The sequence below is a fragment of the Lentisalinibacter sediminis genome, assembly GCF_040706615.1.
GTDB classification, from domain to species: domain Bacteria; phylum Pseudomonadota; class Gammaproteobacteria; order Steroidobacterales; family Woeseiaceae; genus Lentisalinibacter; species Lentisalinibacter sediminis.
On the sequence record NZ_JAPDRF010000003.1, the window covers coordinates 568,375 to 590,720 of the forward strand.

18 protein-coding genes are annotated in these 22,346 nt (G+C 67.0%); 10 read left to right on the plus strand and 8 right to left on the minus strand.

Features of this window, described 5'->3' with window-relative positions; genetic code table 11:
• Window positions 1-112 precede the first annotated feature (112 nt).
• The 3 genes from ACJMKX_RS07505 to ACJMKX_RS07515 are packed head-to-tail and all read left to right on the plus strand — an operon-like array spanning window position 113 to window position 3,435.
• On the plus strand, window positions 113-943 hold the full coding sequence (locus ACJMKX_RS07505; protein ID WP_405223246.1) for a DUF6502 family protein: 831 nt from the start codon (window positions 113-115) through the stop codon (window positions 941-943).
• 4 nt (window positions 944-947) lie between these two features.
• On the plus strand, window positions 948-2,408 hold the full coding sequence (locus ACJMKX_RS07510) for a DUF5666 domain-containing protein (RefSeq protein WP_405223249.1): 1,461 nt from the start codon (window positions 948-950) through the stop codon (window positions 2,406-2,408).
• A gap of 31 nt (window positions 2,409-2,439) precedes the next feature.
• Window positions 2,440-3,435, plus strand: coding sequence for an NAD(P)H-quinone oxidoreductase (locus ACJMKX_RS07515; protein WP_405223252.1), 996 nt, complete (start codon window positions 2,440-2,442; stop codon window positions 3,433-3,435).
• On the opposite strand, the gene ACJMKX_RS07520 is transcribed toward ACJMKX_RS07515, so the two are convergent.
• The gene (locus tag ACJMKX_RS07520; RefSeq protein ID WP_405223255.1) at window positions 3,436-4,212 is read right to left on the minus strand and encodes an SDR family NAD(P)-dependent oxidoreductase; all 777 of its coding nucleotides are present in this window, start codon (window positions 4,210-4,212) and stop codon (window positions 3,436-3,438) included.
• Between the two features lie 70 nt (window positions 4,213-4,282).
• Here ACJMKX_RS07520 and ACJMKX_RS07525 point away from each other — a divergent pair, with 70 nt between their 5' ends.
• Window positions 4,283-5,305, plus strand: a complete 1,023-nt coding sequence (locus tag ACJMKX_RS07525) for a phosphotransferase family protein (RefSeq protein WP_405223258.1) — start codon at window positions 4,283-4,285, stop codon at window positions 5,303-5,305.
• A complete protein-coding gene (locus tag ACJMKX_RS07530; RefSeq protein WP_405223261.1) occupies window positions 5,305-5,709 on the plus strand; it encodes a DUF6285 domain-containing protein in 405 nt (134 codons plus the stop codon). The genes ACJMKX_RS07525 and ACJMKX_RS07530 overlap by 1 nt, the downstream gene beginning before the upstream one ends.
• Here the strand turns inward: ACJMKX_RS07530 and ACJMKX_RS07535 are convergent.
• Entirely contained in the window at window positions 5,706-6,974 is a 1,269-nt protein-coding gene (locus ACJMKX_RS07535; RefSeq protein ID WP_405223264.1) for an acyl-CoA dehydrogenase family protein, read from the minus strand. The genes ACJMKX_RS07530 and ACJMKX_RS07535 overlap by 4 nt on opposite strands.
• A gap of 156 nt (window positions 6,975-7,130) precedes the next feature.
• On the opposite strand from ACJMKX_RS07535, the gene ACJMKX_RS07540 reads away from it, so the two are divergent.
• Window positions 7,131-7,763: a peroxiredoxin family protein gene (locus ACJMKX_RS07540; RefSeq protein ID WP_405223267.1), complete on the plus strand. Its 633-nt coding sequence runs from the start codon at window positions 7,131-7,133 to the stop codon at window positions 7,761-7,763.
• A gap of 101 nt (window positions 7,764-7,864) precedes the next feature.
• Here ACJMKX_RS07540 and ACJMKX_RS07545 read toward each other — a convergent pair whose 3' ends face one another.
• Both ACJMKX_RS07545 and ACJMKX_RS07550 read right to left on the minus strand, forming a co-directional pair.
• Window positions 7,865-10,111, minus strand: a complete 2,247-nt coding sequence (locus ACJMKX_RS07545; protein WP_405223269.1) for a TonB-dependent receptor — start codon at window positions 10,109-10,111, stop codon at window positions 7,865-7,867.
• A gap of 404 nt (window positions 10,112-10,515) precedes the next feature.
• Entirely contained in the window at window positions 10,516-11,184 is a 669-nt protein-coding gene (locus ACJMKX_RS07550; RefSeq protein WP_405223272.1) for an HAD hydrolase-like protein, read from the minus strand.
• A gap of 110 nt (window positions 11,185-11,294) precedes the next feature.
• Between ACJMKX_RS07550 and leuC the strand changes: the two genes are divergently transcribed.
• Together leuC and leuD are read left to right on the plus strand one after the other, a co-directional pair.
• Window positions 11,295-12,710, plus strand: a complete 1,416-nt coding sequence (leuC, locus tag ACJMKX_RS07555) for a 3-isopropylmalate dehydratase large subunit (RefSeq protein ID WP_405223275.1) — start codon at window positions 11,295-11,297, stop codon at window positions 12,708-12,710.
• Window position 12,711: 1 nt separating this feature from the next.
• Window positions 12,712-13,329: a 3-isopropylmalate dehydratase small subunit gene (gene leuD / locus ACJMKX_RS07560; RefSeq protein ID WP_405223278.1), complete on the plus strand. Its 618-nt coding sequence runs from the start codon at window positions 12,712-12,714 to the stop codon at window positions 13,327-13,329.
• Window positions 13,330-13,332: 3 nt separating this feature from the next.
• On the opposite strand, the gene ACJMKX_RS07565 is transcribed toward leuD, so the two are convergent.
• On the minus strand, window positions 13,333-14,121 hold the full coding sequence (locus tag ACJMKX_RS07565) for a hypothetical protein (protein ID WP_405223281.1): 789 nt from the start codon (window positions 14,119-14,121) through the stop codon (window positions 13,333-13,335).
• A 69-nt stretch (window positions 14,122-14,190) separates the two neighbouring features.
• Window positions 14,191-17,208, minus strand: coding sequence for a TonB-dependent receptor plug domain-containing protein (locus ACJMKX_RS07570; protein WP_405223283.1), 3,018 nt, complete (start codon window positions 17,206-17,208; stop codon window positions 14,191-14,193).
• A gap of 263 nt (window positions 17,209-17,471) precedes the next feature.
• Here ACJMKX_RS07570 and ACJMKX_RS07575 point away from each other — a divergent pair, with 263 nt between their 5' ends.
• Window positions 17,472-19,094 carry a tryptophan halogenase family protein gene (locus ACJMKX_RS07575; protein WP_405223286.1) on the plus strand — a complete coding sequence of 541 codons (1,623 nt, stop codon included), beginning with the start codon at window positions 17,472-17,474 and terminating at the stop codon, window positions 19,092-19,094.
• The gene (locus tag ACJMKX_RS07580) at window positions 19,091-20,698 is read left to right on the plus strand and encodes a tryptophan halogenase family protein (RefSeq protein ID WP_405223289.1); all 1,608 of its coding nucleotides are present in this window, start codon (window positions 19,091-19,093) and stop codon (window positions 20,696-20,698) included. Before ACJMKX_RS07575 ends, ACJMKX_RS07580 begins: the two co-directional genes overlap by 4 nt.
• Here the strand turns inward: ACJMKX_RS07580 and ACJMKX_RS07585 are convergent.
• Both ACJMKX_RS07585 and ACJMKX_RS07590 read right to left on the minus strand, forming a co-directional pair.
• Window positions 20,693-21,616 carry a sulfotransferase family protein gene (locus ACJMKX_RS07585; protein WP_405223292.1) on the minus strand — a complete coding sequence of 308 codons (924 nt, stop codon included), beginning with the start codon at window positions 21,614-21,616 and terminating at the stop codon, window positions 20,693-20,695. The two genes, ACJMKX_RS07580 and ACJMKX_RS07585, sit on opposite strands and share 6 nt — an antisense overlap.
• Before the next feature lie 7 nt (window positions 21,617-21,623).
• Entirely contained in the window at window positions 21,624-22,319 is a 696-nt protein-coding gene (locus ACJMKX_RS07590) for an aspartyl/asparaginyl beta-hydroxylase domain-containing protein (RefSeq protein WP_405223295.1), read from the minus strand.
• Window positions 22,320-22,346 lie beyond the last annotated feature (27 nt).

Below are 22,346 nucleotides of genomic sequence, written 5' to 3' on the forward strand. Positions count from 1 at the left end.
GGATACTGTAGCGCTTTATCGCAGTGTATCCGCTTGCACGCCATTATGTCGCGTGACGGATATCGCGATCCGGGCACACGGGTGACTGCCGCTCAGCCACCGGACGGACACCATGGATGAGTACCGCAGAGTTCTGATCGACGCCTGCCGCCGCCTGTTGCGGCCGATCGCGCGCATCATGCTGCGCGGCGGCATGACGTGGCGGGAATTCGCCGACATCAGCAAGTCCGTCTTCGTGCAGGTGGCCACCAGCGATTACGGCATCGGCGGCCGGCCCACCAACGTCTCCCGCACCTCCATTCTGACCGGCCTCACGCGTCGGGAGGTGAAGCGTCAGCGGGAACTGCTCGCCGACGACCTTGACGAGTCCCTCACCCGCAAGACCAACAACGCCACGCGCGTGCTCGCGCGCTGGCACCAGGACCCGGACTTCTCCGACGGGCAGGGCAATGCCTTGGAACTCGACTACGAGGACGGCGACCACAGTTTCACCGAGCTCCTGCGCCGCTACGCCGGCGACATCCCGCCGAAGGCCATGCTGAAGGAGCTGCTGACGACGGGGGCCGTCGAAGAGGCCGCGGACGGGCGACTCCGGGCGGTGCACCGCTATTACATGCCCGCGGCCACCGACACCGAGACCCTGCGCCGCGCCGGCGAGGTGCTGGAGGACGTGGGCACGACGGTCAATCACAACCTCGGACGCGGACAGGAAGAGCCGTCCCGCTTCGAGGGCCGCGCCACGGCGCTGCAGGTGCCCCGCTCCGCCATCCCCGAATTGCAGGCGCTGCTGGAGGACAAGGGCGAGGAGTTCCTGTACAGGGTCGACGACTGGCTGGCCGAGCAGGAACGCCAGGCAGGGAAGGAGGAGACCGATACGGTGCGCCTCGGCATCGGCCTTTATTTCATCCAGGGCCCGCAGACCACGGAAGAGAGCGATGAGTGACAGGATGCGCAGTCAATCACAGTCCGCGAACATGACCTCGACGACGGCCGCCGCCACGCTGGCAGCCGCAACGCTGAGCGCGGTGCTGCTCGCCGGCTGCGACGGCACCGAGCAGGTGGCCGGCGTCGACCGGGGCGGTAACCCGGTCGCGGTGGTAACGAAGGGCGAGATCACCGGCTTCGGCAGCGTCATCGTGAACGGGGTCCGCTACGACACCGGAGGCGCCGAGATCGTGATCGACGGCGAACCGGGCACCGAGGCCGGGCTGTCGGTGGGTGCCGTGGTGACGCTGCGGGGCGAGATTGTGCCGGGCGCCGACACCGGCAGCGCCACCCGGATCGAATTCGACGACAGCGTCGAGGGACCGGTGGATGCCGTCGACGCGGGCGCCGGCATGGCCGTCGTGCTCGGACGCATCGTGCACGTGTCCATCGACACACTGTTCGAAGGCAACGACGCGGTCGCCGGCCTCGATGATCTGACGGCGGGGGATGCGGTCGAGGTCAGCGGATTCGACCGTGCCGACGGCAGCGTCGAGGCCACCCTGGTACGTCTGAAGTCCGCGCCCGACCGGCTGGAGCTGACCGGCGTTGCCGCCCAGGTGGACACGACCGCGCAGCGGCTGCGCATCGGCGGCGCACTCGTCGATTACGGCAGCGCCATGCTCGACGGCTTCCCCGGCGGCACCCCCGCCAACGGCGACCGGGTGGAAGCACGCGGCAGCGAACGCGCCGCAGACGGCGCGCTGATCGCCCAGACTCTGAGCTTCAGGGAAAAGGGCGTGGACGCGGCCGCGGAAGGCGAGGAGGCGAAAGTCGAGGGTCTGATCACGCGCTTCGCCTCGGCGGCGGACTTCGACGTGGACGGCCAGCCGGTCGCCACCGATGACGCCACCGTGTTCGAGGGCGGCAACGCCTCCATGCTCGGTCCCGACGTCCGCGTCGAGGTGGAAGGTACGGTGACGGATACGGGCGCCATCCTCGCGGAGCGGGTCGAGTTCGAGGGTCCCAGCCAGGCGCGGCTCGACGGCATGGTGGACGACGTCGACCCGGTCGCCGGCACGCTGACGGCCGCCGGGGTCACGGTCCTCACCGACGCGAAGACCCGCTTCCGCGACGCAAGCAGCCAGCGGCAGCGGCCGTTCTCGCTCGCCGACCTCGGCAGCGGCGAGCGCGTGGAAGTGGCCGGCACGGAGAGCGGCGAAGCGCTCATGGCGCGCAGTGTGACCCGCACGGACGCCGACGCCGGCATCGTCCTGCGTGCACGCGCCAGAGACGTGGGCGAATCCCGCTTCGTGCTGCTCGGCGTCACCGTCGTCACCGACGGCGCCACGGAGTTCGAGGAAGACGGGCAAGCGATCGACGACGCCGCCTTCTATGCCACTGCGGAAGGCCGTGACGTCGAAGTGGAGGGTACGCTGAACGGCGATATCGTCGCCGAGCGCGTGCGCCTGCTGGACGACTGACCCCGCGGCCGGACACACCAGGGGAGCGAACATGGATCTGCCGAAGACGATGACCGCCGTCGACATCACGGGGCCGGGCGGCCCGGAAGTCCTGCGGGCCGTCGAGAGAGCGGTGCCGGAACCGCGTGACGGTGAGGTACTGATCCGGGTCCGCGCCGCCGGCGTCAATCGCCCGGATTGTCTGCAGCGTCAGGGCCTGTACCCCGTGCCGGCAGACGCCGATCCCCTGCCCGGCCTCGAGGTCGCGGGCGAGGTGGTCGCCAGCGCCGCGGGCGCGGGCCGCTGGCGCCCGGGCGACCGGGTCTGCGCGCTGGTGCACGGCGGCGGCTACGCCGAATACTGCCGGGTGCCCGCCGAACACTGCCTGCCGGTGCCGGATGAGCTGACACTGACCGAGGCGGCCTCGCTGCCGGAGACCTACTTCACGGTCTGGTACAACGTCTTCACGCGCGCCGCGCTGGCCGAGGGCGAGTGCCTGCTCGTCCACGGCGGCTCCAGCGGCATCGGCAGCGCGGCCATCCAGATGGCGAAGACCCGCGGGGCGAGCGTCGTCGTCACCGCCGGAACCGAAGCCAAGTGCGATTACTGCCGCGAACTCGGCGCCGACCTCGCCCTGAACTATCGCGAGAGCGACTGGGTGGCGGGCGCGAAGGAGCTCACCGGCGGACGCGGCGTCGACGTGGTGCTGGACATGGTGGCCGGACCCTACGTGGACCGGAACCTGGACGTGCTGGCCTACGACGGCCGCTACGCGCTGATCGCGTTCCTGCTGGGGCCGAAGGCGGAGGCCAACTTCGCCCACGTCCTGCGCAAGCGGCTGACCATCACCGGCTCCGCGCTACGCCCGCAGACGGTCGAGGAGAAAGCGACCATCGCCGCCGGCCTGGAACGCGGCATCTGGCCGCTGCTGGAGGCCGGGCGTATCCGCCCGACCGTCTACGCGACCTTCCCGCTCATCGAGGCCCCACGGGCCCACGCGCTCATGGAATCCGGCGAGCATATGGGCAAGATCGTGCTGGAGACCTGATCAGAGATTCCCCATCGTCAGCCGCGAGATCGCCCGGGTGAGGCCCCGCGGCAGGAAGCGCAGCTGGAACAGCGAGATCTGGGTGGCGACCCCGGGGACCGCGATCACCTCCCCCCGCATCATCGCCCGGTAGCCGTAGCGCGCCACCTCGTCCGGCGACGAAGCCACGGCGTCGAACATCTGCCGGTTGGTCATGCCGGCCGCATCCACGAAACCGGTGGCGACCGGTCCCGGGCAGAGCACCGTCACCGTCACGCCGGTACCGGTCAGCTCCGCCGCGATCGCCTCGCTGAACGACAGCACGAACGCCTTGGTGGCGAAGTAGGTGGCGAAGTTCGGTCCCGGCAGGAAGCCCGCCACCGAGCCCACGTTGAGGATGCGGCCGCTGCCCCGCTCCACCATCGCCGGCAGGAATCCGTGCGTGAGCGCCGCCAGCGCCGTCACGTTCAGGTTGATCATGTCCCGGTCCCGGGCCCAGTCCCGTTCGTGGAAGCGGCCCTGCCCGCCGAAGCCCGCGTTGTTGATCAGGATGTCCGGCACGAGACCCTCGGCCAGCAATTCGTCGGCCAGGCCCTCCGCAGCGCCGGGCACGGCCAGGTCCCGCGCCACGACGCGCACGTTCACCTCGTGGGCGTCGATGAGCTCGGCGGCGAGTTCCGCCAGCCGGTCCTCGCTGCGCGCCACCAGCACCAGGTCGCCGTCCTTACCCGCATGGATACGCGCGAGCTGCTCGCCGATGCCCCCCGATGCGCCGGTGATCAGTGCCAGGTTCTCCATCGCTGCTCCTTTCCCGGCTTCCGCCGTCTGCCGCGCGCAATGCCGCGCCGATGTCCGCTAAAGTAAAGGCGTGACAACCTCCGGTAAAGCATCCAGTCCCGACGAACTCGCACAGGCGCTGGCCCGGATACTCACCGGCGGCGCCGGCCGGGTGGAGGGACTGTGCCGGCTGACAGGCGGCGCGAGCCGCGAGACCTGGTCGTTCGAGCGGGTGACAGGCGAGTCCCGCCGGCCCCTGGTCCTGCGTCGGGCCTGGGACGGCAAGGAGCGGGACGGCGAGGAACCGGACGAGGACCTGCTCGCGCTCGACCCGGGCCTGGAGGGCCGACTGGTCGGGGAACTGGCCGCCGCCGGCCTGCCGGTGGCCGGCGTGGTGCACGTGCTCGCGCCGGACGAAGGGCTGGGCGCCGGCTTCGTCATGGAATGGCTGGACGGCGAGACGCTGGCGCCGCGGATACTGCGCCGCGACCAGTACGCCGACGCCCGCAGCCGTATGGCGCAGCAATGCGGCGCCGCGCTCGCCGCCATCCACGCCGCGCGGCCCGCCACGGCCGCCGCGCTGCCGGCCATGCAGGCCGCGGACGTGCTTTCGGCGTACCGGCAGCGCTACGACGGCTACGGGCACGCGCGCCCGGTCTTCGAACTCGCCTTCCGCTGGCTGGAAAACCGCCTGCCCGAGCCCGTCGAGCCGGTGCTCGTGCACGGCGACTTCCGCAACGGCAATCTGGTGGTCGACGAACAGGGACTCGTGGGCGTGCTCGACTGGGAGCTCGCGCACCGGGGCGATCCCATGGAAGACCTGGGCTGGATCACCGTCAACTCCTGGCGCTTCGGCATGAGCCACCGGCCGGTGGGCGGCTTCGGCCGGCGCCGCGACCTGCTGCGGGGCTACCGCGAGGCCGGCGGCACGGCGGACGAGCAGCGGATGCGCTACTGGCAGCTCATGGGCAGCCTGAAATGGGGCGTCATGTGCATGACCATGGCGGAGATCTACCGGCGCGGCGTGGACCGTTCCGTGGAGCGAGCCGCGATCGGTCGGCGGGTCAGCGAAGCGGAGATCGACATGCTGAACATCATACGGGGCAGGGACTGATGGAAGACGCGCCGGACGTCGGCGAGCTGCTGGAAGCCGTGCGCGGTTTCCTGGCCGAGGTCAGGGAGGAACTCGGCGGGCATCACGGATTCCACGCACTGGTCGCCGCCAATGTGGTGGACATCGCGCGCCGCGAGCTCGAGCTGGCACCCGCCGCCGACGCGGCGGAAGCCGCACGTCTCAGCGTCCTGCTCGGACGCGACGGCGAGCCGGCCGAGCTGAACCGTGCCCTGTGCGATGCCATCCGGGAGGGCCGCATCGCCATCGACGACGCGGAGCTCCTGGAACATCTGGAGCGCACCACCCTGGACCGGCTGGCGATCGACCAGCCGGCCTATTCCGGGGCGCGCATCGCCGCCGAGGCCGGCGCCGCCGGCAGCGGGGAGGATGCACCCCGCCGCTAGCCGCGGATGAAGCCGAACAGGTGCCCCGCGACCTTGCGCATCTGTATCTCCTCGGCCCCCTCGGTGATGCGGTAGCGCCGGTGGTGGCGGTAGATGTGCTCGAAAGGCTCGTGCCGTGAATAGCCCATGCCGCCGAAGACCTGCATCGCCCGGTCGGCGGCCTCGCAGCACAGGCGGTTCGCCCGGTAGTTGCACATGGCCACCTTGTCCGACAGCTCTGCCGCGATGCGCCGGCGCTCGAACCGGTCCATCTGCCAGGCCGTCTGGCGGATCAGCACCCGCAGCATCTCCGCCTCGGTCGCCAGCTCCACCAGCGGGAACTGGATACCCTGGTTCGCCGCCAGCGGCTTGCCGAACGGCTTGCGCGCCCGCGCGCGGGCGACCGCGCGGTCGATGCAGAACTGTGCCGCGCCGAGGCTGCTGGCCGCCTGGCGGATGCGGTTCTCGTGCACGAAGTGCTGGGCCACCGCCAGGCCCCTGCCTGCCTCGCCCAGCACCGCCTCCTCGCCCACCCACACGTCGGTGAACGACACCCGCGGATGGTCGGTGGGCATGTTGAAGGTCCACAGATATTCCTCGACCCGCACTCCGTCCGCATCGGCCGGCACCAGGAAGCAGGTGATGCCGGCGCCCTCGCCGTCCGAGCCGGCGGTGCGGGCGAAGACCAGATCGGTGCCGGCGACGTGCATGCCCGTGTTCCACATCTTCTCGCCGTTGATGCGCCAGCCGGGCACGCCGTCCCGGCGGGCCGGGACGGCACGGGTCTCCATCCAGGTGGCATCCGAGCCGTGCTCGGGCTCGGTCAGACCGAACGCGATGGGGTGCTCGCCGGTGATCGCGGGCTCCACGTAGCGCTCGATCTGCTCGGCCGTGCCGAAATCCCGCAGCATGAGCACGATGGGCAGGTTGCCCACCATCGAACTCTCGTTCTGCAGATCGTTGTGCAGGCCCAGGCCCTTCGCGGCGAGGTGTTCGCGCACCAACGCCATCGCCAGATTGCCCGCCTCCTCGCCGCCGAATTCCCGCGGCAGCGCGTAGCGGTAATGACCGGCCGCGTCGGCGCGGCGGCGCATCTCGGCGAGCAGCGCCTCCCAGTCGGCAGCGGGCAGACCGCCCCGCTCCCAGTCGGTGCGCGCGTACTCCCGACGGTGATCGAAGAAGCGGATGTTGTCGTCCGCCGCTTCCAGCGGCCGGATCTCCGCCTCGATGAAGCGGTCCAGTGCCGCGAGCTTGTCGCGCACCGCGGCCGGAATCTCGAAGTCCATTGTTCCCCCCGTTTCGGTGCAGGCAGAGCCGCTCCCTGTGCGGTGCCGTCCCGTCCGTTTCCATTGCCATGGCCGTCGCCATTCCGGTTGTCATTGCCGTCGCCATGGCCTGGCAGCGGATGCTCGCGTTTTCCCGGCCGCGGGTAAAGCCTTAGAATGCCGCATTGCCCGGCGCGACTGGCGGAGGCGGAACAGGTGCTGAACGACACGGCCACGGTCACTGCAATTGTTGTGGTGGTCCTGCTGCTGGCGGCAGGGCTGGTCTTCTGGCTGCTCCGCCGGCCCGGCGAGAAAGCCAGCGAACGGCTCGTGCGCGGCCGGCGCATCCCGGAGTTCTCCGTGCAGACGGAGGACGGCGAGCCCGCAGGCCCGCCGGACCTGCGCGGGCTGCCGGCTGTCCTCGTCTTCCTGCGCGGCAACTGGTGCCCCTTCTGCTCGGCGCAGGTCGAGAATCTGACGCAGCACTACCGGCAGATCAGCGAGCTCGGCGCCCGGCTGATCCTCGTCGTACCGAAGCCGCAGCAGACCACCCGCCGGGTCGCGGAACTGTTCGACGTGGACTTCACCTTCTGGATGGACCCGGATCTCACCGCTGCGCGCGAGCTCGGCATCGTGCACCCGGAAGGCGTGCCGGCCGATTACCGGGACGCCTACGGCGCGGACACGCTGCGGCCGGTCTCGGTGGTGATCGACAGCGAAGGCATCATCCGCTACGCCAACCGCTCGAAGGACGTCCGCGAGCGGCCGGACCCGGCCGAGTTCGTGAAGGTGCTCAAACGCCTCCGCTAGCCGCCGGATACGCCCTGCCCGGTCCGACCCTGTAAAAGAGAACGCCCCGCTGCGAGGGCGTTCTCCCGGAACACACCGGCGGCGAGCGGCGGAGATGCGCCTCAGCGGGTGCCGAAGTTCCAGCGGCCGCGCACCTGCCAGGTCATCGGCGGCGTCCAGTAGGGAGTGAACAGGAAGGAGGTGATGTACTCCTCGTCGGAGCAGTTGTTGCACTCGGCCGTCACGGACCACACGCCTTCGTCATCCACCAGCGAGATACCCGCATTGGTGATGACCTCGGTGTCGTTCTCGCCCCGCTGGCTCGTGCCGACGACGTTCGGCCCGATGAAACGCGTGGAGACGTTCGGCTGCAGCGAGGCCCCGAACGCCGGGATCGGGAAATCCAGGAAGGCGCCTACGGTCAGCGTCCAGTCGGGGGAGCGCTTGGGATCGGCCACGTTGCAGTCGAAGTCGAGCGCCGCGAACTCACGCTCGTCTGGCGGTGTCGCCTGACACTCGGCGATCTGATCCTGGATATCCACGTACTCCGCGTCCTGCAATCCGAGCGATACGAACAGATTCAGCCAGTCCGTCGGTACGGCGTTCACCTCGAGTTCGAAGCCGGTAACCTCGAGTCCGCCCGCGTTGGTGGTCAGGAAATTGCCGTCTGATGCGGAGGTGGTCTGCAGGTCCTCCAGATCCGTGTAGAAGAACGTGCCGTTGGCACGCAGCAGGTCGCCGAACATGTCGCCGCGGAACCCGAGTTCGTAGGCCCAGAGCTTCTCCGGACCGAACGGTGTCATGGTCGGCGCCGTCGCCTCGCGGGCGTTCCAGCCTCCGGACTTGAAGCCCCGGGTGGCGGACGCGTAGACCATCAGATCGTCGGAGTAATCGTATTTGAGCGCGACGCGCGGGGTGACGATGGACTCCTCCTGTTCCACCGGGATGCCGGCGGCGATCAGGTTCTCCGTCTCCAGCGTGAGCGGTGGACCGATGATGCCCCTGTTCCCGAGATTGTCCGTAATCGAGATCTCCTTCTGCTCGTCCGTGTAGCGCGCACCGACGGTCAGCGTCCATTTGTCCGAGAGGGCATAGTCACCCTGGGCGTAGACGGCCCAGCTTTCGGTGGTGTTCACCATCACGCGGTCGGCCAGCACGAACGAGCCCAGCAGCCAGTCCGCGAAGTCCGTCTCGTTGTCCTCGTCCAGGTAGAAGACGCCGGAGACGAAGTCCAGCCTGTCGTCGAAATAACGGGCCGACCATTTGACCTCGGCCGTGAACTGCTCGTGGACGCCGTTGTTGTCGATCCAGAAGAAATCATCCGCATCGCCCGGTGCATTCGGGAAGTTCAGGAAGAAGTCCTGCTCCAGGTCACGCCAGCCGACGATGAACTCGAGCTCGCCCGCCGGCGCGGCATAGGTCAGGTCAGAGATGATGCTCGTGGTCTGCGACACACTGCCGTAGTCCGCCTTCTGCTGATAGGTCAGCGGCACGAAACCACCTGTGATCGAGAAGTTCAGGAAGTCGAACGCGGCGGTAGGCGCACCGAGGGGGGCCACGGAGGTGGATACGCGATCGTCGCCGACCAGGTCGCCGTGGATGTTACCGGCCTCGTCGTCGATGTACTCCAGGGTCAGGTCCCAGGTCAGCATGTCCGTCGGCATGTAGCGGAGGTCCGCCCGCAGGCCGATGCTGTCGCGGACGTTGTAGTCGCCGCCGATGGCCGGGTTGCGATTCTCCAGCCAGCCATCGTTGGAGATGTGATAGGCAGAGAATTTGGTCAGGAATGTCTCGCTCACGGGGATGTCGACGCTGCCGCGCATCCGGTACTCGCCGTAGCGGCCGAAACCCGCCTCCACGAAGCCGCCCGTCTCCGGCGCCGGATCCTTCAGCACCACGTTGATGGCACCGCCCGTCGTGTTGCGCCCGAACAGCGTCCCCTGGGGCCCGCGCAACACCTCGATGCGCTCGACGTCGAACAGCGTGAAGTTGTTGGCATTCTGCCGCGACACGTAGACGCCGTCGATGTAGGTGCCGACCGGCGGGTCGAAGGTGGAAATGGACTCGTCGTTACCCTGGGCGCGGATGTAGTACATGTTCGCGCTGCCGATACCGGTATTGTTGCCGCCGAAGAGATTCGGCACGACGTTGATCAGGTCGAGAGTGTCCTCCACCTGCAGCGCCTGCAGGGTTTCGTCATTGTATGCACTGACCGCCACCGGCACGTCCTGGATGGACGCTTCCCGACGCTCGGCTGTGACGATGATCTCCTCCACCTGGGCGCTCGCACCAACGGAAAACAACAATGGCAACAGGAAGGCCGGCAGGGCTGTGCCAAGGCCCGGCCTGCTTCGAAAAGACTTGCTCATGGATACTCCCCTGCTCAGAAAAAGACAATACATTCAGTATTTTCAGGGCGCCCCGGCTCTTCCCTGCAAATCCGTAACGCAGACGACCCCCGTCGCGTGAATCCTGCCTCATACATTCTGAATTTTCAAAACAATACGTAATTGTCGCAGGGCCACGACACGAGTCGATGGCAATGGGCCGGACAGGGCGGGCGAGGCGATGCATCGTCGTCTGGCAGCAAAATTGTATACAATTTTCCGCTAAGCGCTTGATTTGTACAACTAAATTGTCAACCACGGCGAGCGCGACAAAGTGTGGACGACAACCGGATTCCGGCACACGGGGCGACGCAGTGGGTGGAAGCTCCCGGCAGGGGCCGTGTCTCGCCCGCCGCTAAATTCGCCGGCTGTCCGCGCGCCTCGTGCTATCCCGTCAGGGCGACGACCGCCGACGGCAGCTCCGCCGGATGCTCGCACAGCGCCGCCGCACCGGCCTCCCTCAGCTCCGCGGCGCTGCCGAATCCCCACAGAACGCCGATCGCGTGGACGGCGGTCCTGGACGCCCCGCGCATGTCGTCGTTGCGGTCGCCGATCATCACGCACTCGCCGGCGGTCAGCCCGTGGCTCGTCAACGCATGGCCGATCAGCTCGGCCTTGTCGGAGCGGCTACCATCCAGGTGGGCGCCGACCACGTCCGCGAAATAGCCCGCCAGCCCGAAGTGCTCGACGACGCGCCGCGCGAACACCGTGGGCTTGGTGGTCACCACCAGCATTCGCCAGCCATCGCGCCGGAAACCGTCGAGCACCTCGACGATGCCCTCGTGCAGCCGGTTCTCGTACAGACCAGTGTCCGTGTAGCGCTCACGGTACAGAGCCACGGCGGCACGCACGCGCTCCTCGTCCTGCGTCCCGAGCAGCTCGCGAAAGCTCACGAACAGGGAGGGGCCGATGTAGCGCTCCAGAAACGCGAGCGGCGGCGGCTCCCTGTCCAGGCGCTCCAGCGCATAGGCGATGCAGCGAGTGATGCCCTCACGGGGGTCGGTGAGGGTGCCGTCGAGGTCGAAGAAGAGATTCATGGCAGCTTTTTCGGGCATCTTGTCGAGGCAACTCGTTCAGGCAGCTTGAGGCGTCGGGCGGCTGCGCCTATCTTGTGACAATCACGCGCGGAGTCAATCGGGAACCGGCAATCCACAGGAATACGCCCATGGCCCGGACGCTGGCCGAGAAAATCTGGTCGCAGCACGCGGTCGCCGACCTGGGCGACGGCACGACGCTGCTCTATATCGACCGCATCTTCCTGCATGAGCGCACCGGCAGCATCGCACTGAGGGGGCTGGAGGCCGCCGGCCGCTCCGTGCGCGACCCGGAGCAGGTGTTCTGCACCATGGACCATATCGTCGACACTTTCCCCGGCCGCTCCGACATCACCATCATGCCCGGCGGCACCGAGTTCATCACCGCCACCCGGGCGGCGGCCAGGGAGGCCGGCATCCGTACGTTCGATATCGGCGACCCGAGCCAGGGTATCGTGCACGTGGTCTCTCCGGAACAGGGTATCGCCCTGCCCGGCGTGACGCTCGTCTGCCCCGACAGCCACACCGGCACCGTGGGCGGGATCGGCGCGCTGGCCTGGGGCATCGGCTCCACCGAGGCCGAACACGCGCTGGCCACCAAGACGCTGGCGGTGACGAGGCCCCAGCAGATGCGCGTGACCTACTCCGGGCAACTGCCCTTCGGCGTGACCGCGAAGGACATGATCCTGGCGCTGATCGGCCGGCACACGGCGTCGGGCGGCGTCGGCTACGTGGTGGAGTTCGCCGGCGAGGCGGTCCGGGCGCTGGACGTGGAGGCGCGTCTCACGCTGTGCAACATGGCGGTGGAGTTCGGCGCCTGGAGCGGCATCGTCGCGCCCGACGAGAAAACCTTCGACTACGTGCGCGGACGCCCTTACGCGCCGACGGACGCGGACTGGGACAAGGCGCTCGCCCACTGGCGTTCGCTGGCCACGGATGAGGACGCGGCGTTCGACCGGGAGATCGAACTCGACGCTGCGGGCATCGCGCCCCAGGTCACCTGGGGCACGAGCCCGCAGCACGAACTGCCGGTGGACGACGCGATACCCGACCCGGCGGGCGAGCCGGACGCCAACCGGCGCAAGGCCATGGAGCGGGCGCTGGAGTACATGGCGCTCGCGCCGGGCCGGCCGCTCGCAGGGATACCCATCGACGCCGCATTCATCGGCTCGTGCACGAACAGCCGGCTGAGCGATCTGCGGGCGGCCGCCGATGTCCTGCGGGGACGGCGCGTCGCCGACGGCATCAAGGCCATCTGCGTTCCGGGCTCCAGCCGGGTGAAGGCGGCGGCCGAGGCCGAAGGGCTCGATCGGGTGTTCACCGCCGCGGGTTTCGAGTGGCGGGAATCCGGCTGCTCCATGTGCTTTTTCGCCGGCGGCGAACATTTCGGCCACGAGGAGCGCGTGATCACCAGCACCAACCGCAACTTCGAGAACCGCCAGGGGCCGGGCACCCGGTCGCATCTCGCCAGCCCCGCCACCGTGGCCGCCTCGGCCATCGCCGGCCGCATCGCCGACGTGCGCGAATTCGCGCCGCAGGAAGACTGAAATGGAACCATTCGTCCAGCACAGCGGCATCGCTGCACCGCTGCTGCGTATCAACATCGACACCGACGCTATCATCCCGAGCCGGGAGATGAAGCGGGTCACGAAAGAAGGGCTGGGCGAAGGCCTGTTCGCGAACTGGCGCTACCGCGACGTATCCGCCCGGGAGGAGGACCCGGAGTTCGTGCTGAACCGCGAACCTTTCCGCAAGGCCACCATCCTGCTGGCCGGCGAGAACTTCGGCTGCGGATCGTCACGCGAGCACGCGGTGTGGGCGTTGAAGGACTTCGGCTTCCGCGCAATCATCGCGCCCGGCTTCGGCTCGATCTTCTATGGCAACTGCGTACGCAACGGCATCCTGCCCGTGCGCCTCCCCGAGCCGGACATCGAGGCGATCGCCCTGCACGTGGACGCCGAGCCCTCCCAGCAGGTGAGCATCGACCTGCCGGCGCAGACGGTCACCGACGCGGCCGGCGCGGACTATGCCTTCGACATCGGCGCGGGGGACAAGGAAATGCTGCTGGAGGGCCTCGACCCCATCGCCAGGACAATGAAGCTGGATGCGGAGATCCTCGCCTTCCGCGAGCGCGATCGCATCGACAGACCCTGGATCTACCTCTAGCGTTCACTCGTACCCGAGCAGCGCCCTGAGCCCCGGCGCGGCGTAATCGACCAGCCGCTTCTGGGTATCGGGCAGTTCATCAGGCACCTCGGCCGCGGTGCCGACGAGATTCTCCCGCGCCGTGCCACTTTGCGAGCGATCGGCGCCGACACGCACCCGCTCCCGCCAGTCATCCGGGAGCTCTCCCATGCCGAGACCGGCCAGCAAGCCTGCGAAAAACTCGCCGGCCGCCGACGTGTCGAGTTCGCGCACGTGCAGGAGCAGTTCCTCGAATCGCAGCAGGCGCGCCGAGGTACCCAGCCAGGCGACAGCATTGTGCGTGTAGATCTCACGCAGCGTAGGCGCCTTGTCCGGGATGCCGAATATCATCATGTTCAGCATATCCTCCGCAGCCACATTGCCCCCCTTCAGGTGATCGAGGGAACCCTGGAAGTTGTCGGACAGGAAAAAACGCGCCCTCGCCAGCACCCAGTCGTAGGGGTCGCGGACGAGCAGCAGGTGCTGGACACGGCGCAGCGCGATGGCCGAATCGTCGGCGTACAGGAGATGGCCCCAGCTCAGGTACGGACGGGCCCGCGAAAATGCGGCCATGTGATCGCGGAGTATCGGGTACTGGATGAAGGCGCGATGGTACTGCTGCTCGACGGGCACGAACATGCGCATGATGTTGCGCAGCAGATGCGTGCCGCTCTTCGGCACGCTGTTCAGGAACACGGGCGCCGTCATCGGGCGTTGCCCAAACTCGCGATTGCGCTGGTCCAGATTGTCCGGTCGCGCGACTACCCTCGGCATTTCCTGTCCTCGAAAAAACTGTGCCGGCGTGAGCCGGCACAGTCTATCAGGCGCATCGCCCCGCGGGTTCTAGTCGAACGTCTTCTTGAGATTCAGGAAGAACCGCCGGCCGAACCAGTCGTACTGGGAATAGAATGCGGAATTGCCGACCATTTCGATGACGCCGCTGGTGCCCTGCGTCGTCAGCTGCGGCGGCTCCTCGTCGAAGGCATTCGCCACGCCCAGCAGCACGGTCAACCCCTGTTCCTCCCACTCGTAGGAGGCCGAGAAATTGTGATAGATCACGCTGTCGGTGGACAGTACGGCCCGGTAGGAATCGCCGAAGTAGGTCACCGTGTCGCTGCCGAGATCCCGCGTGCTGTCCGTGGTGCCGATGTAATTGCCACCGTAGTAGAACGAGAATGCGCCGCGGTAGAGAGAGACGTTGTATTCGCCCACCCACTGCGGATCGCCGACCAGACCGTTCAGGTCCTCTTTAGTCTCCGCGAAGAGCGCTCGGGTATCCTCGATCTGCCTCGTCGCCTGCAGCTCCACCGACACCGTGCCGACCCGGTCGATCTCCGTGTTGTAGCGCAGCGCGTAGTCGATGCCTCTGTTGGTCTGCTCCGCGATATTCAGGAAGCTGTCCTGGATGTTGTCGATGCCATCGCCGGCGCCGGTGCGGTCGAACAGATCACACAGCGGCTCGTTGCCGCCGAACGCATAACCGAAGTTCGAGGCGTAGCACTCGCCGACGATCGTCGAGGCGCTGAGCTGGTCGACCTGATCGTTTACCGTGATGTCGAAATAGTCGATCGAGACACTCAGGTCGGCGAACTCCGGCTGCCAGATGAGGCCGATGGTCTTGGATTTAGAGGTCTCGGCCTCGAGGACACCCAGACCGCCGCCGGTGGTGACCTGCGGTGAGATCGTCGTACCCGGGAAATCCGGCGGCAAACCGGCAGGGTCCGCCGCGCAGTTGTCGGCCACCGTCTGCGAGATGTTGCCGAGCGAGAGCTGGTCGGCGTAGTCCCGACAGGGATCGATACGCGCGTCCGCGAAGCTCACCTGATCGGCGAGGTAGAGCTCGAACAGGGCCGGCGCCCGGAACGAGGTGCCCTGATTCGCGCGCAGACGCACCGAATCGATGATCTGCCAGTTGACGCCGAGCTTCCAGGTCGTATCGTCACCGTAGGAATCGACGTCCGTGTAACGGGCGGAGGCGTTGAGCGTCAGCCGGCGGACCGCCGGCAGATCCGCGACGACCGGCACGTCGAACTCGACGAACAACGCCTGGGTGGAATCGTCACCCACGGTATTGCCGGCCGCTGTATCGCCCCAGGCGTTGTCCAGCCGGATGTTCTCGCCCGGCAGGTCGTCGATCTCGTCCTCCCGATAATGGAAGCCGAAGGCGGCGCTGAGCGCGCCCGCCGGCAGCTGCAGCAGCTCACCGGTCATGAAGCCGTCGAACGACCACTGGATGTACTCCGTGTTGCCCGTCTCGCGGCCGAACAGGAACTCGCGGACCTCCGGCGAGACGACGCCGCGCATGACGTCCTCGCTGAACCACGGCACGTCCACGCACGGCACGCCTCTGACCGAAGTGGTCTGACCCACGCAGGAGCCGGTCGCGAACCACTGGTCGGAGATGGAATCGTCATAGATGAAGTCGTAGGAGTAATCGCCGTCGTTATTGCTGTACTGGAGCGCGAGATCCCACTCCCAGTTGTCGGTCAGGGCGCCGCGCAGGCCGGCCACGAAGCGCTGGTAGTCGATCTCGATTTCGTCGTCGGCATGATCCGTGATGGCTGTGGGGCTGTACCACTGCTCGCCGAACCAGCCGGCATCGGCCGACAGCTGACTGCCGCCGCCAGGGGTACCGGTACCGAGCGACCCGAAATCGAAGTTGCCGCTGTAGAGATAGGTCCAGTACTGGCGGTAGCCGTTGACCTTGGTCGTGCGGCGGTTGAACAGTACTTCGGTGTAGGCCGTGACGTCGTCGGTGATCTGGTATTCGGCCTCGCCATAAAGCGTGATCAGCTCGTTCTCGGGCACCAGCGACTCGCCGTCCTGGAAGGGATGGTCGCTGTTGGTGACGCCGTCGGAGACCCGGTTGTAGCCCACCGGGAACCAACCCGAGGGCGTCACGATATCGCCCGGATCGTCCGGCGTACCGTAGCCAGGGATGTACTGACCGAGGTCGTTGTCATAGTCGAACTGGGCAAGGTTCGAGCCGCCGGAGGGGCCGGCGGGGATATTGGTATCCGCCGCGTAATCGTAGATCCAGATATGACCCCAGGTGAGGTCCTCGCATTTCAAATTGCCGCTGCGGGGATCGACCACGTCGGCACGTTCGCCGGTATTGGGGTCGAAGATGAACTGATTGCCGCACTCGAAATAGTCGCGGTCGCCGCGCTGCAGCTCGGACTGTTTGCTGTAGTCGGCAGTGATGCGGAAATTGCCGCGGTCGAACACGCGCCCCCAGGAGGCGCTGAGACGCGTCTCCTCGCCGCCGTTCTCCGTCGGCTGCGAAACGAAGCCGTCGATGACGCCGCCGTCATCCTTGCGCGTGATGATGTTGACCACGCCCGCCACCGCGTCCGAGCCGTAGATCGAGGACGCGCCGTCCTTCAGAATCTCGACCCGCTCGATCGTCGCGAGCGGCAGCACGTTCAGGTCAAAGGCGGAGACACTGCCGCGGGTGCCCGACGGCCCGGCACGGCGGCCATTCAGCAGCACGAGCGTGCGGTTCGCACCCAGGCCGCGCAGGGACAGCGTCTGCACCCCGATGCCACCGTTCTGGACAAACTCCGCGCTGGTCGCCGGTGTCACCTGCGGCGAACCCGCCGCGACGGTGTTGCGCTGCAGGAGTTCGCCGACGTTGGCGACACCCTGGATGGAGGCCTCGCTCACGTCGATGACGTCCATCGGTGCGGAACTGGTGAAGACGTCCTTGCGGATACGCGAACCCGTGACGATGATCTCTTCGACGACCGCCCCCCCGGCCTGTACCGGTTCGTCGTCGTCCTGAGCCAGGACCGGCGTCGTCATTAATGACCCGTTCGCGAGTATGCAGCTGATGGCAGCCGCCAGCGGTGTTTTCTTCATGGTGCAGAGTCCCCCGCGTCAATTCTGGTTGAGTCGCCGAGATTGCTGTCGCTTTCGGAAACGTTTTCCTCTTCCCCCTTCGAGACGTTTCGCGGACAGCGTTTTGTTGTTAGGAGCGGAGTAAACCATGTAAAACCCGCGAATTCAACGAGCAAAATGTTGTGTGGCCGCCACAAACCGGCTTCGGGGTGACGGGGTTTCCGGAGTATGGTCAGATTGACGATCCAGGGCGGTAACCGGTCCGAACGGGGGCGTTTCGGCAGATGGAAGCGAAGAAGTTGCTGATCGTAGGTGGCGGGTCCGCCGGCTGGATGGCCGCTGCCTATCTGGAAGCGGCGCTGCGTGACAACGGTCGCCGAGACGTCGAGGTCGCGCTGATCGAGTCCCCCGACGTCCCACGCATCGGCGTCGGCGAAGCCACCATCCCTAACATCAAGCACATCCTCTCCGTCATCGGGATCGATGAAATCGACTTTTTGCGGCAGGTCAGTGGCACCTTCAAGCAGGCCATCAAATACGTCGACTGGCTGCACGGTGCCGGCGAGCACTATTACCATCCCTTCGACGGATTCCGCGTGCAGCCCATCGATCGCGCGGCCCGGCGCTGGCTGATGAGCGACCGCTCCATTCCCTTCGCCGACACAACCTCCCTGCAGCCCGTGGTGTGCGAGCTCGGTCTGGCCCCGAAACCGCTCGCGAGCCAGACCGGCGGGCCGTCACTGGCCTATGCCTATCACATGGACGCGCTCAAATTCGCCGATCTCCTCACGGGTATCGCCACCGCCCGCGGGGTGCGCCACCACATCGACCACGTCACGGGGGTCGAAAGGGCCGACAACGGCGACATCGCGGCGGTGCACACACGCTCGGGTCAGCGGCTCGAGGCGGACCTGTATATCGACTGCACAGGTTTCGCCTCCCTGCTGATCGAGAAAGAACTCGGTGTAGGGTGGGTGGACTGTTCACAGTGGCTGCTCTGTAACCGCGCAGTCACGCTCAACGTCCCGTACGAACACCATTATTCCGGCCATGTGCGTCCCTACACGACCGCCACGGCGCTCTCCTCCGGTTGGGTGTGGGAGATACCGTTGCAGCATCGCAAGGCCCTCGGCTACGTCCACTCCAGCGACTTCATCAGCGAGGACGAAGCGGTACGGGAGCTGAAGGCCTTCGAAGGTCCGCATGCGCAGTCGCTGGACACACGCACAGTCCACTTCCGTGTGGGCCACCGGGCAAAGGTCTGGGCACGGAATTGCATCGCGATCGGGCTCGCCGGCAATTTCATCGAACCCCTGGAGTCAACCGGCCTTTATCTGAGCGATCTCGCCACGGTCATGCTGGCCGAGCACTTCCCCCACGAGGACGCCGACCGGGAGATACTGGCGCGACGCTACAATCGGATCATGGCGAACCGGTTCTACGAGATTCTCGATTTCATCAACATGCACTATTGCCTGACCCGGCGGTCGGATACGCCATTCTGGCGCGAGATCCGCCGACCGGAGCGCGTGAACGACCGGCTCCGTGCCAAGCTCGCGTTCTGGCGAACGAAACTTCCCTCGAAATCCGATTTCGTCGACCAGTTCCTGCCGGGACAGGCGGCATCGCCGCTGCCGGACGGTGGCCTGCCGGGCGACCACCGCCCGCCCGTGGACACGGCCGGCGTATTCGGCATCGAAAGCTATGAGGCGATCCTCTACGGCATGGATTTCCTGGCGGACGAGAGCGATCGCTGGTTCGGCAGGGACCGCCCGGCCACGAAGGTGCCGCGCTTCATCGTGGAGAACCTCAAACGCGCTCCCCGTGCGCTGCCGGCGCACGACGTGTGGCTGCAACGCCTTGCCGGGATGCCCGTATTCCCGCGGACTCGGGGACACCGGTCATGATGCCTCCCCGGCGTGTCGTCATTGTCGGCGGCGGTTCGGCCGGCTGGATGGCCGCGGCCTATCTCGATGCCGCCCTCAACCAGCCGGATCTGAAGGTGGCGGAGATCAGCCTGCTCGAGTCACCGGATGTGCCGCGGATCGGGGTCGGCGAGGCTACGATCCCCAGCATCCATCATGTGCTGGCCACCATCGGCATCGACGAGATCGAGTTCCTGAAGCGGGTCGACGGCACGTTCAAGCATGCCATCAAGTACGTGAACTGGATGCACGGCGAGGACGCCTACTACCATGCCTTCGGCCGCCGGCGCTTCAAGCCCCTGGACTATTCCGCGAGCGCCTGGCTGAAGAGCGACCGCTCGATCCCGTTCTCCGAGACAGTCTCCGCCCAGCCCTCCCTCTGCGAGTCGTTCGTAGGGCCGCGCGCACTGACCGACGCGCCCACGGACCTGCGCTTCACCTACGCCTTCCACATGAACGCGCTGAAGTTCGCGGATTACCTCTGCGAGATCGCCACCGGGCGCGGCGTCCGCCACTACCTCGATCACCTGACCGACGTGGAGATGACGCCGGAGGGGGATATCGCGGCCGTCCGCACGCGGTCAGGCCTGCGGCTCGAGGGCGATCTCTTCATCGATTGCACCGGCTTCGCGGCGCTGCTGATCGGACGCCAGCTCGGCGTGGAGTGGGTCGACTGCTCGCAATGGCTGCTCTGCGACCGCGCGCTGACCCTGCAGGTCCCGTACGAACGGAACTACCCCGGTTACGTGCGCCCCAATACCCTCGCCACGGCCGCGTCGGCGGGTTGGATCTGGGAGATTCCGCTGCAGAACCGGCGTGCCTGGGGTTACGTACACTCCGCGGCGTTCATCGATGAGGACGAGGCCGAACGGGAACTGCGCGCCTTCGTCGGCTCCTTCGCCGACGATCTGCCTGCCAGGGCGGTGCCGTTCCGCACCGGTTACCGCGCCAAATCCTGGGTGCGCAACTGTGTGGCCATTGGTCTGTCCGCCGGCTTCATCGAGCCGCTCGAGTCCACGGGTCTGTACTTGAGTGACCTGGCCACGGTCATGCTCAGCGAGCATTTCCCGTACCACGGCGACATGGCACCGCTTGCGTTCCGCTACAACCGCATCATCGCCGACCGCTTCCTGGAAATCCTCGATTTCATCAATCTGCACTACTGCCTGACCCACAGGCGCGACACGGAATTCTGGCGCGAGGTGCGCCGCCCGGAACGCATCCACGACCGGCTCAAGGCCAAACTCGACTACTGGCGTCGCAAGCCCCCGTCAATGCCGGACTTCGAGGACGCCTCCTTCCCGGGCGAGCCGGCGGAGCCGCTGCCCTCGGGGGGGCTGCCCGGCGATCATCGTCCGCCGGTCGACACGGCCGGCGTATTCGGTCTGTCCAGCTACGAGGCAATCCTCTACGGCATGGACTTTCTCCGCGCCGAGTGCGACCACTGGTACGGCACCACGCGCCCGCGCGCCCGCGTGCTGAAGCCCGTTGCGCAGCGCATCGCAAAAGCGAAAGCGACACTACCGAGTCACGAGGAGTGGCTCCAGCGGGTCTGCGGCATGCCCGACTATCCCCCCACCCTATAGCGACCGGAGACGCTCGGCCACCGACTGCCACAGCGGCCTGGCGGCGTCGATCGCCTGTTCGTGGCGGCGCCACTTGTCGGCCCGGGGCGGGGTGAGGGTCGTGCGCGAGAGCGGGAGTGTGCCGGGCACGGAATCCACGGACGCCTCGCTGCCCGCCCAGGCCGAGATACGCCCGAGCTCCCGTCGCGGCTCCGCGAGCAGCGCCTCGTAGCGCACGACGGTATAGTCCGTCCGGCTGGATTGCAGAGCGTCCAGGATCGCATTATTGGCAGCCGCCCACTGGAAAGCGGCGACGGCGGCAAGCGGGCGCCCGCGCAGCGCACGCCAGCCCGGCGGCAGCAGGAAACACCAGGCTTCGCGATCCCAGCCCGGCAGATCGCGAAAGGTGACGAAGCGCCCGTCGGCGAGCCCCACCCGCCACGCCTCGATGAGACTGGCGATATTGGACTCCGCGCGCCGGTGCAGGAACACGAAGCGCGCCTCCGGGAACACGCGGCGCAGGAACGGGATGTTCAGGGCATTGCGCGGCGTCTTCTCCAGCAGATTTACGGCGAACGGGCGCTCACTTTCCGGCAGCGCGAGCCAGCGCCGCCCTCGATGGTCCCGAAGCAGCGTCAGAAAGACACGGCGCATCAGGTCGCAGGTAGCCGGGTCGGCATGGCGCTCGCCGAGAGCGCCGGAGTCCAGCGCGGCGTTCTCCGCCCGCAGGGCCGGGAAAGCAGCGTAGATACCGTGGCTCTCGGCGCCGATGCTCCAGAATCCCGGCAGCCGCATCAGTTGCTCGAACACGAGGGTGCTGCCGGCGCGGGGTGCGGAGACGATAATGACCGGTCGTGAGAGTATGCGCTCCAGCGCCTGCGCATCGTAGCCCCGGGTAACCTCGACGGCGACGCCGAGCAGATCGGCAGCTCTGCTCATGGCGCGATCACGGAGCCGGGTCGGCCTCCTCCGGAAGGCAGTGGCAGGGCACCTTGCCGGTGTCGGTATCTGCACAGAGCCGCGGACTGCAGGTGGTATCCGGGTGGCGCCGCTCGCCGCAGCAGCACTGCTCCCCTTTCAGCACGTAATCCAGGACAAGGTGGACGCGCGCGGCGTCGCCCGCGTTACGCACCGCGTGCAGACGACGGTTATTGATCTCGAAGATCTCGCCCTCCGGCAGGTTCAGGGTCTCGGAACCCACGGTGAACGCGACGGCCTCGCTGGTCACGACCGGTACGTGGACCCGGTGCGAATGCGTCAGCGAGAAATTCCGGTCCCGGTGCTCGCTGATATCACCACCGGGGGCAAGCCGCACCAGGTTGGCCCGGATGAAGTACCCCAGGCCGTAACGCGCAGTGAGTTCGCGCCCCTTCGGCGATGACTCGTAGAAGCCTGCGATCATCGCCAGGATCGGCCGCAGGGCCGGCTCGAATACCTGCAGCATCGGATGACGCGTGGGATTGGTGTGACGGAAGTCGTAGTCGTGGACCAGGGGCACCGTCTCGGTATCTCTGTGTACCTCGTAGCGCTGCTGCCGGAGCACCTCGTTCTGCCACTGCTCGTCGGTGAGCCTGGCGACAAGCGAACGCAGCGGCGCGATGTTGGCGCTGCCGATAAACCTGAAGTTGCCCGCGAAATTCACGCCAGTTCATACCATGAGGCGGCAGAG

Coding starts and splice junctions, on each gene's coding strand:
- ACJMKX_RS07505 (WP_405223246.1), top strand. CDS start 113: ATGGATGAGTACCGCAGAGTTCTGATCGACGCCTGCCGCCGCCTGTTG.
- ACJMKX_RS07510 (WP_405223249.1), top strand. CDS start 948: ATGCGCAGTCAATCACAGTCCGCGAACATGACCTCGACGACGGCCGCC.
- ACJMKX_RS07515 (WP_405223252.1), top strand. CDS start 2,440: ATGGATCTGCCGAAGACGATGACCGCCGTCGACATCACGGGGCCGGGC.
- ACJMKX_RS07520 (WP_405223255.1), bottom strand. CDS start 4,212: ATGGAGAACCTGGCACTGATCACCGGCGCATCGGGGGGCATCGGCGAG.
- ACJMKX_RS07530 (WP_405223261.1), top strand. CDS start 5,305: ATGGAAGACGCGCCGGACGTCGGCGAGCTGCTGGAAGCCGTGCGCGGT.
- ACJMKX_RS07535 (WP_405223264.1), bottom strand. CDS start 6,974: ATGGACTTCGAGATTCCGGCCGCGGTGCGCGACAAGCTCGCGGCACTG.
- ACJMKX_RS07540 (WP_405223267.1), top strand. CDS start 7,131: ATGCCGCATTGCCCGGCGCGACTGGCGGAGGCGGAACAGGTGCTGAAC.
- ACJMKX_RS07545 (WP_405223269.1), bottom strand. CDS start 10,111: ATGAGCAAGTCTTTTCGAAGCAGGCCGGGCCTTGGCACAGCCCTGCCG.
- ACJMKX_RS07550 (WP_405223272.1), bottom strand. CDS start 11,184: ATGCCCGAAAAAGCTGCCATGAATCTCTTCTTCGACCTCGACGGCACC.
- leuC (WP_405223275.1), top strand. CDS start 11,295: ATGGCCCGGACGCTGGCCGAGAAAATCTGGTCGCAGCACGCGGTCGCC.
- leuD (WP_405223278.1), top strand. CDS start 12,712: ATGGAACCATTCGTCCAGCACAGCGGCATCGCTGCACCGCTGCTGCGT.
- ACJMKX_RS07565 (WP_405223281.1), bottom strand. CDS start 14,121: ATGCCGAGGGTAGTCGCGCGACCGGACAATCTGGACCAGCGCAATCGC.
- ACJMKX_RS07570 (WP_405223283.1), bottom strand. CDS start 17,208: ATGAAGAAAACACCGCTGGCGGCTGCCATCAGCTGCATACTCGCGAAC.
- ACJMKX_RS07575 (WP_405223286.1), top strand. CDS start 17,472: ATGGAAGCGAAGAAGTTGCTGATCGTAGGTGGCGGGTCCGCCGGCTGG.
- ACJMKX_RS07580 (WP_405223289.1), top strand. CDS start 19,091: ATGATGCCTCCCCGGCGTGTCGTCATTGTCGGCGGCGGTTCGGCCGGC.
- ACJMKX_RS07585 (WP_405223292.1), bottom strand. CDS start 21,616: ATGAGCAGAGCTGCCGATCTGCTCGGCGTCGCCGTCGAGGTTACCCGG.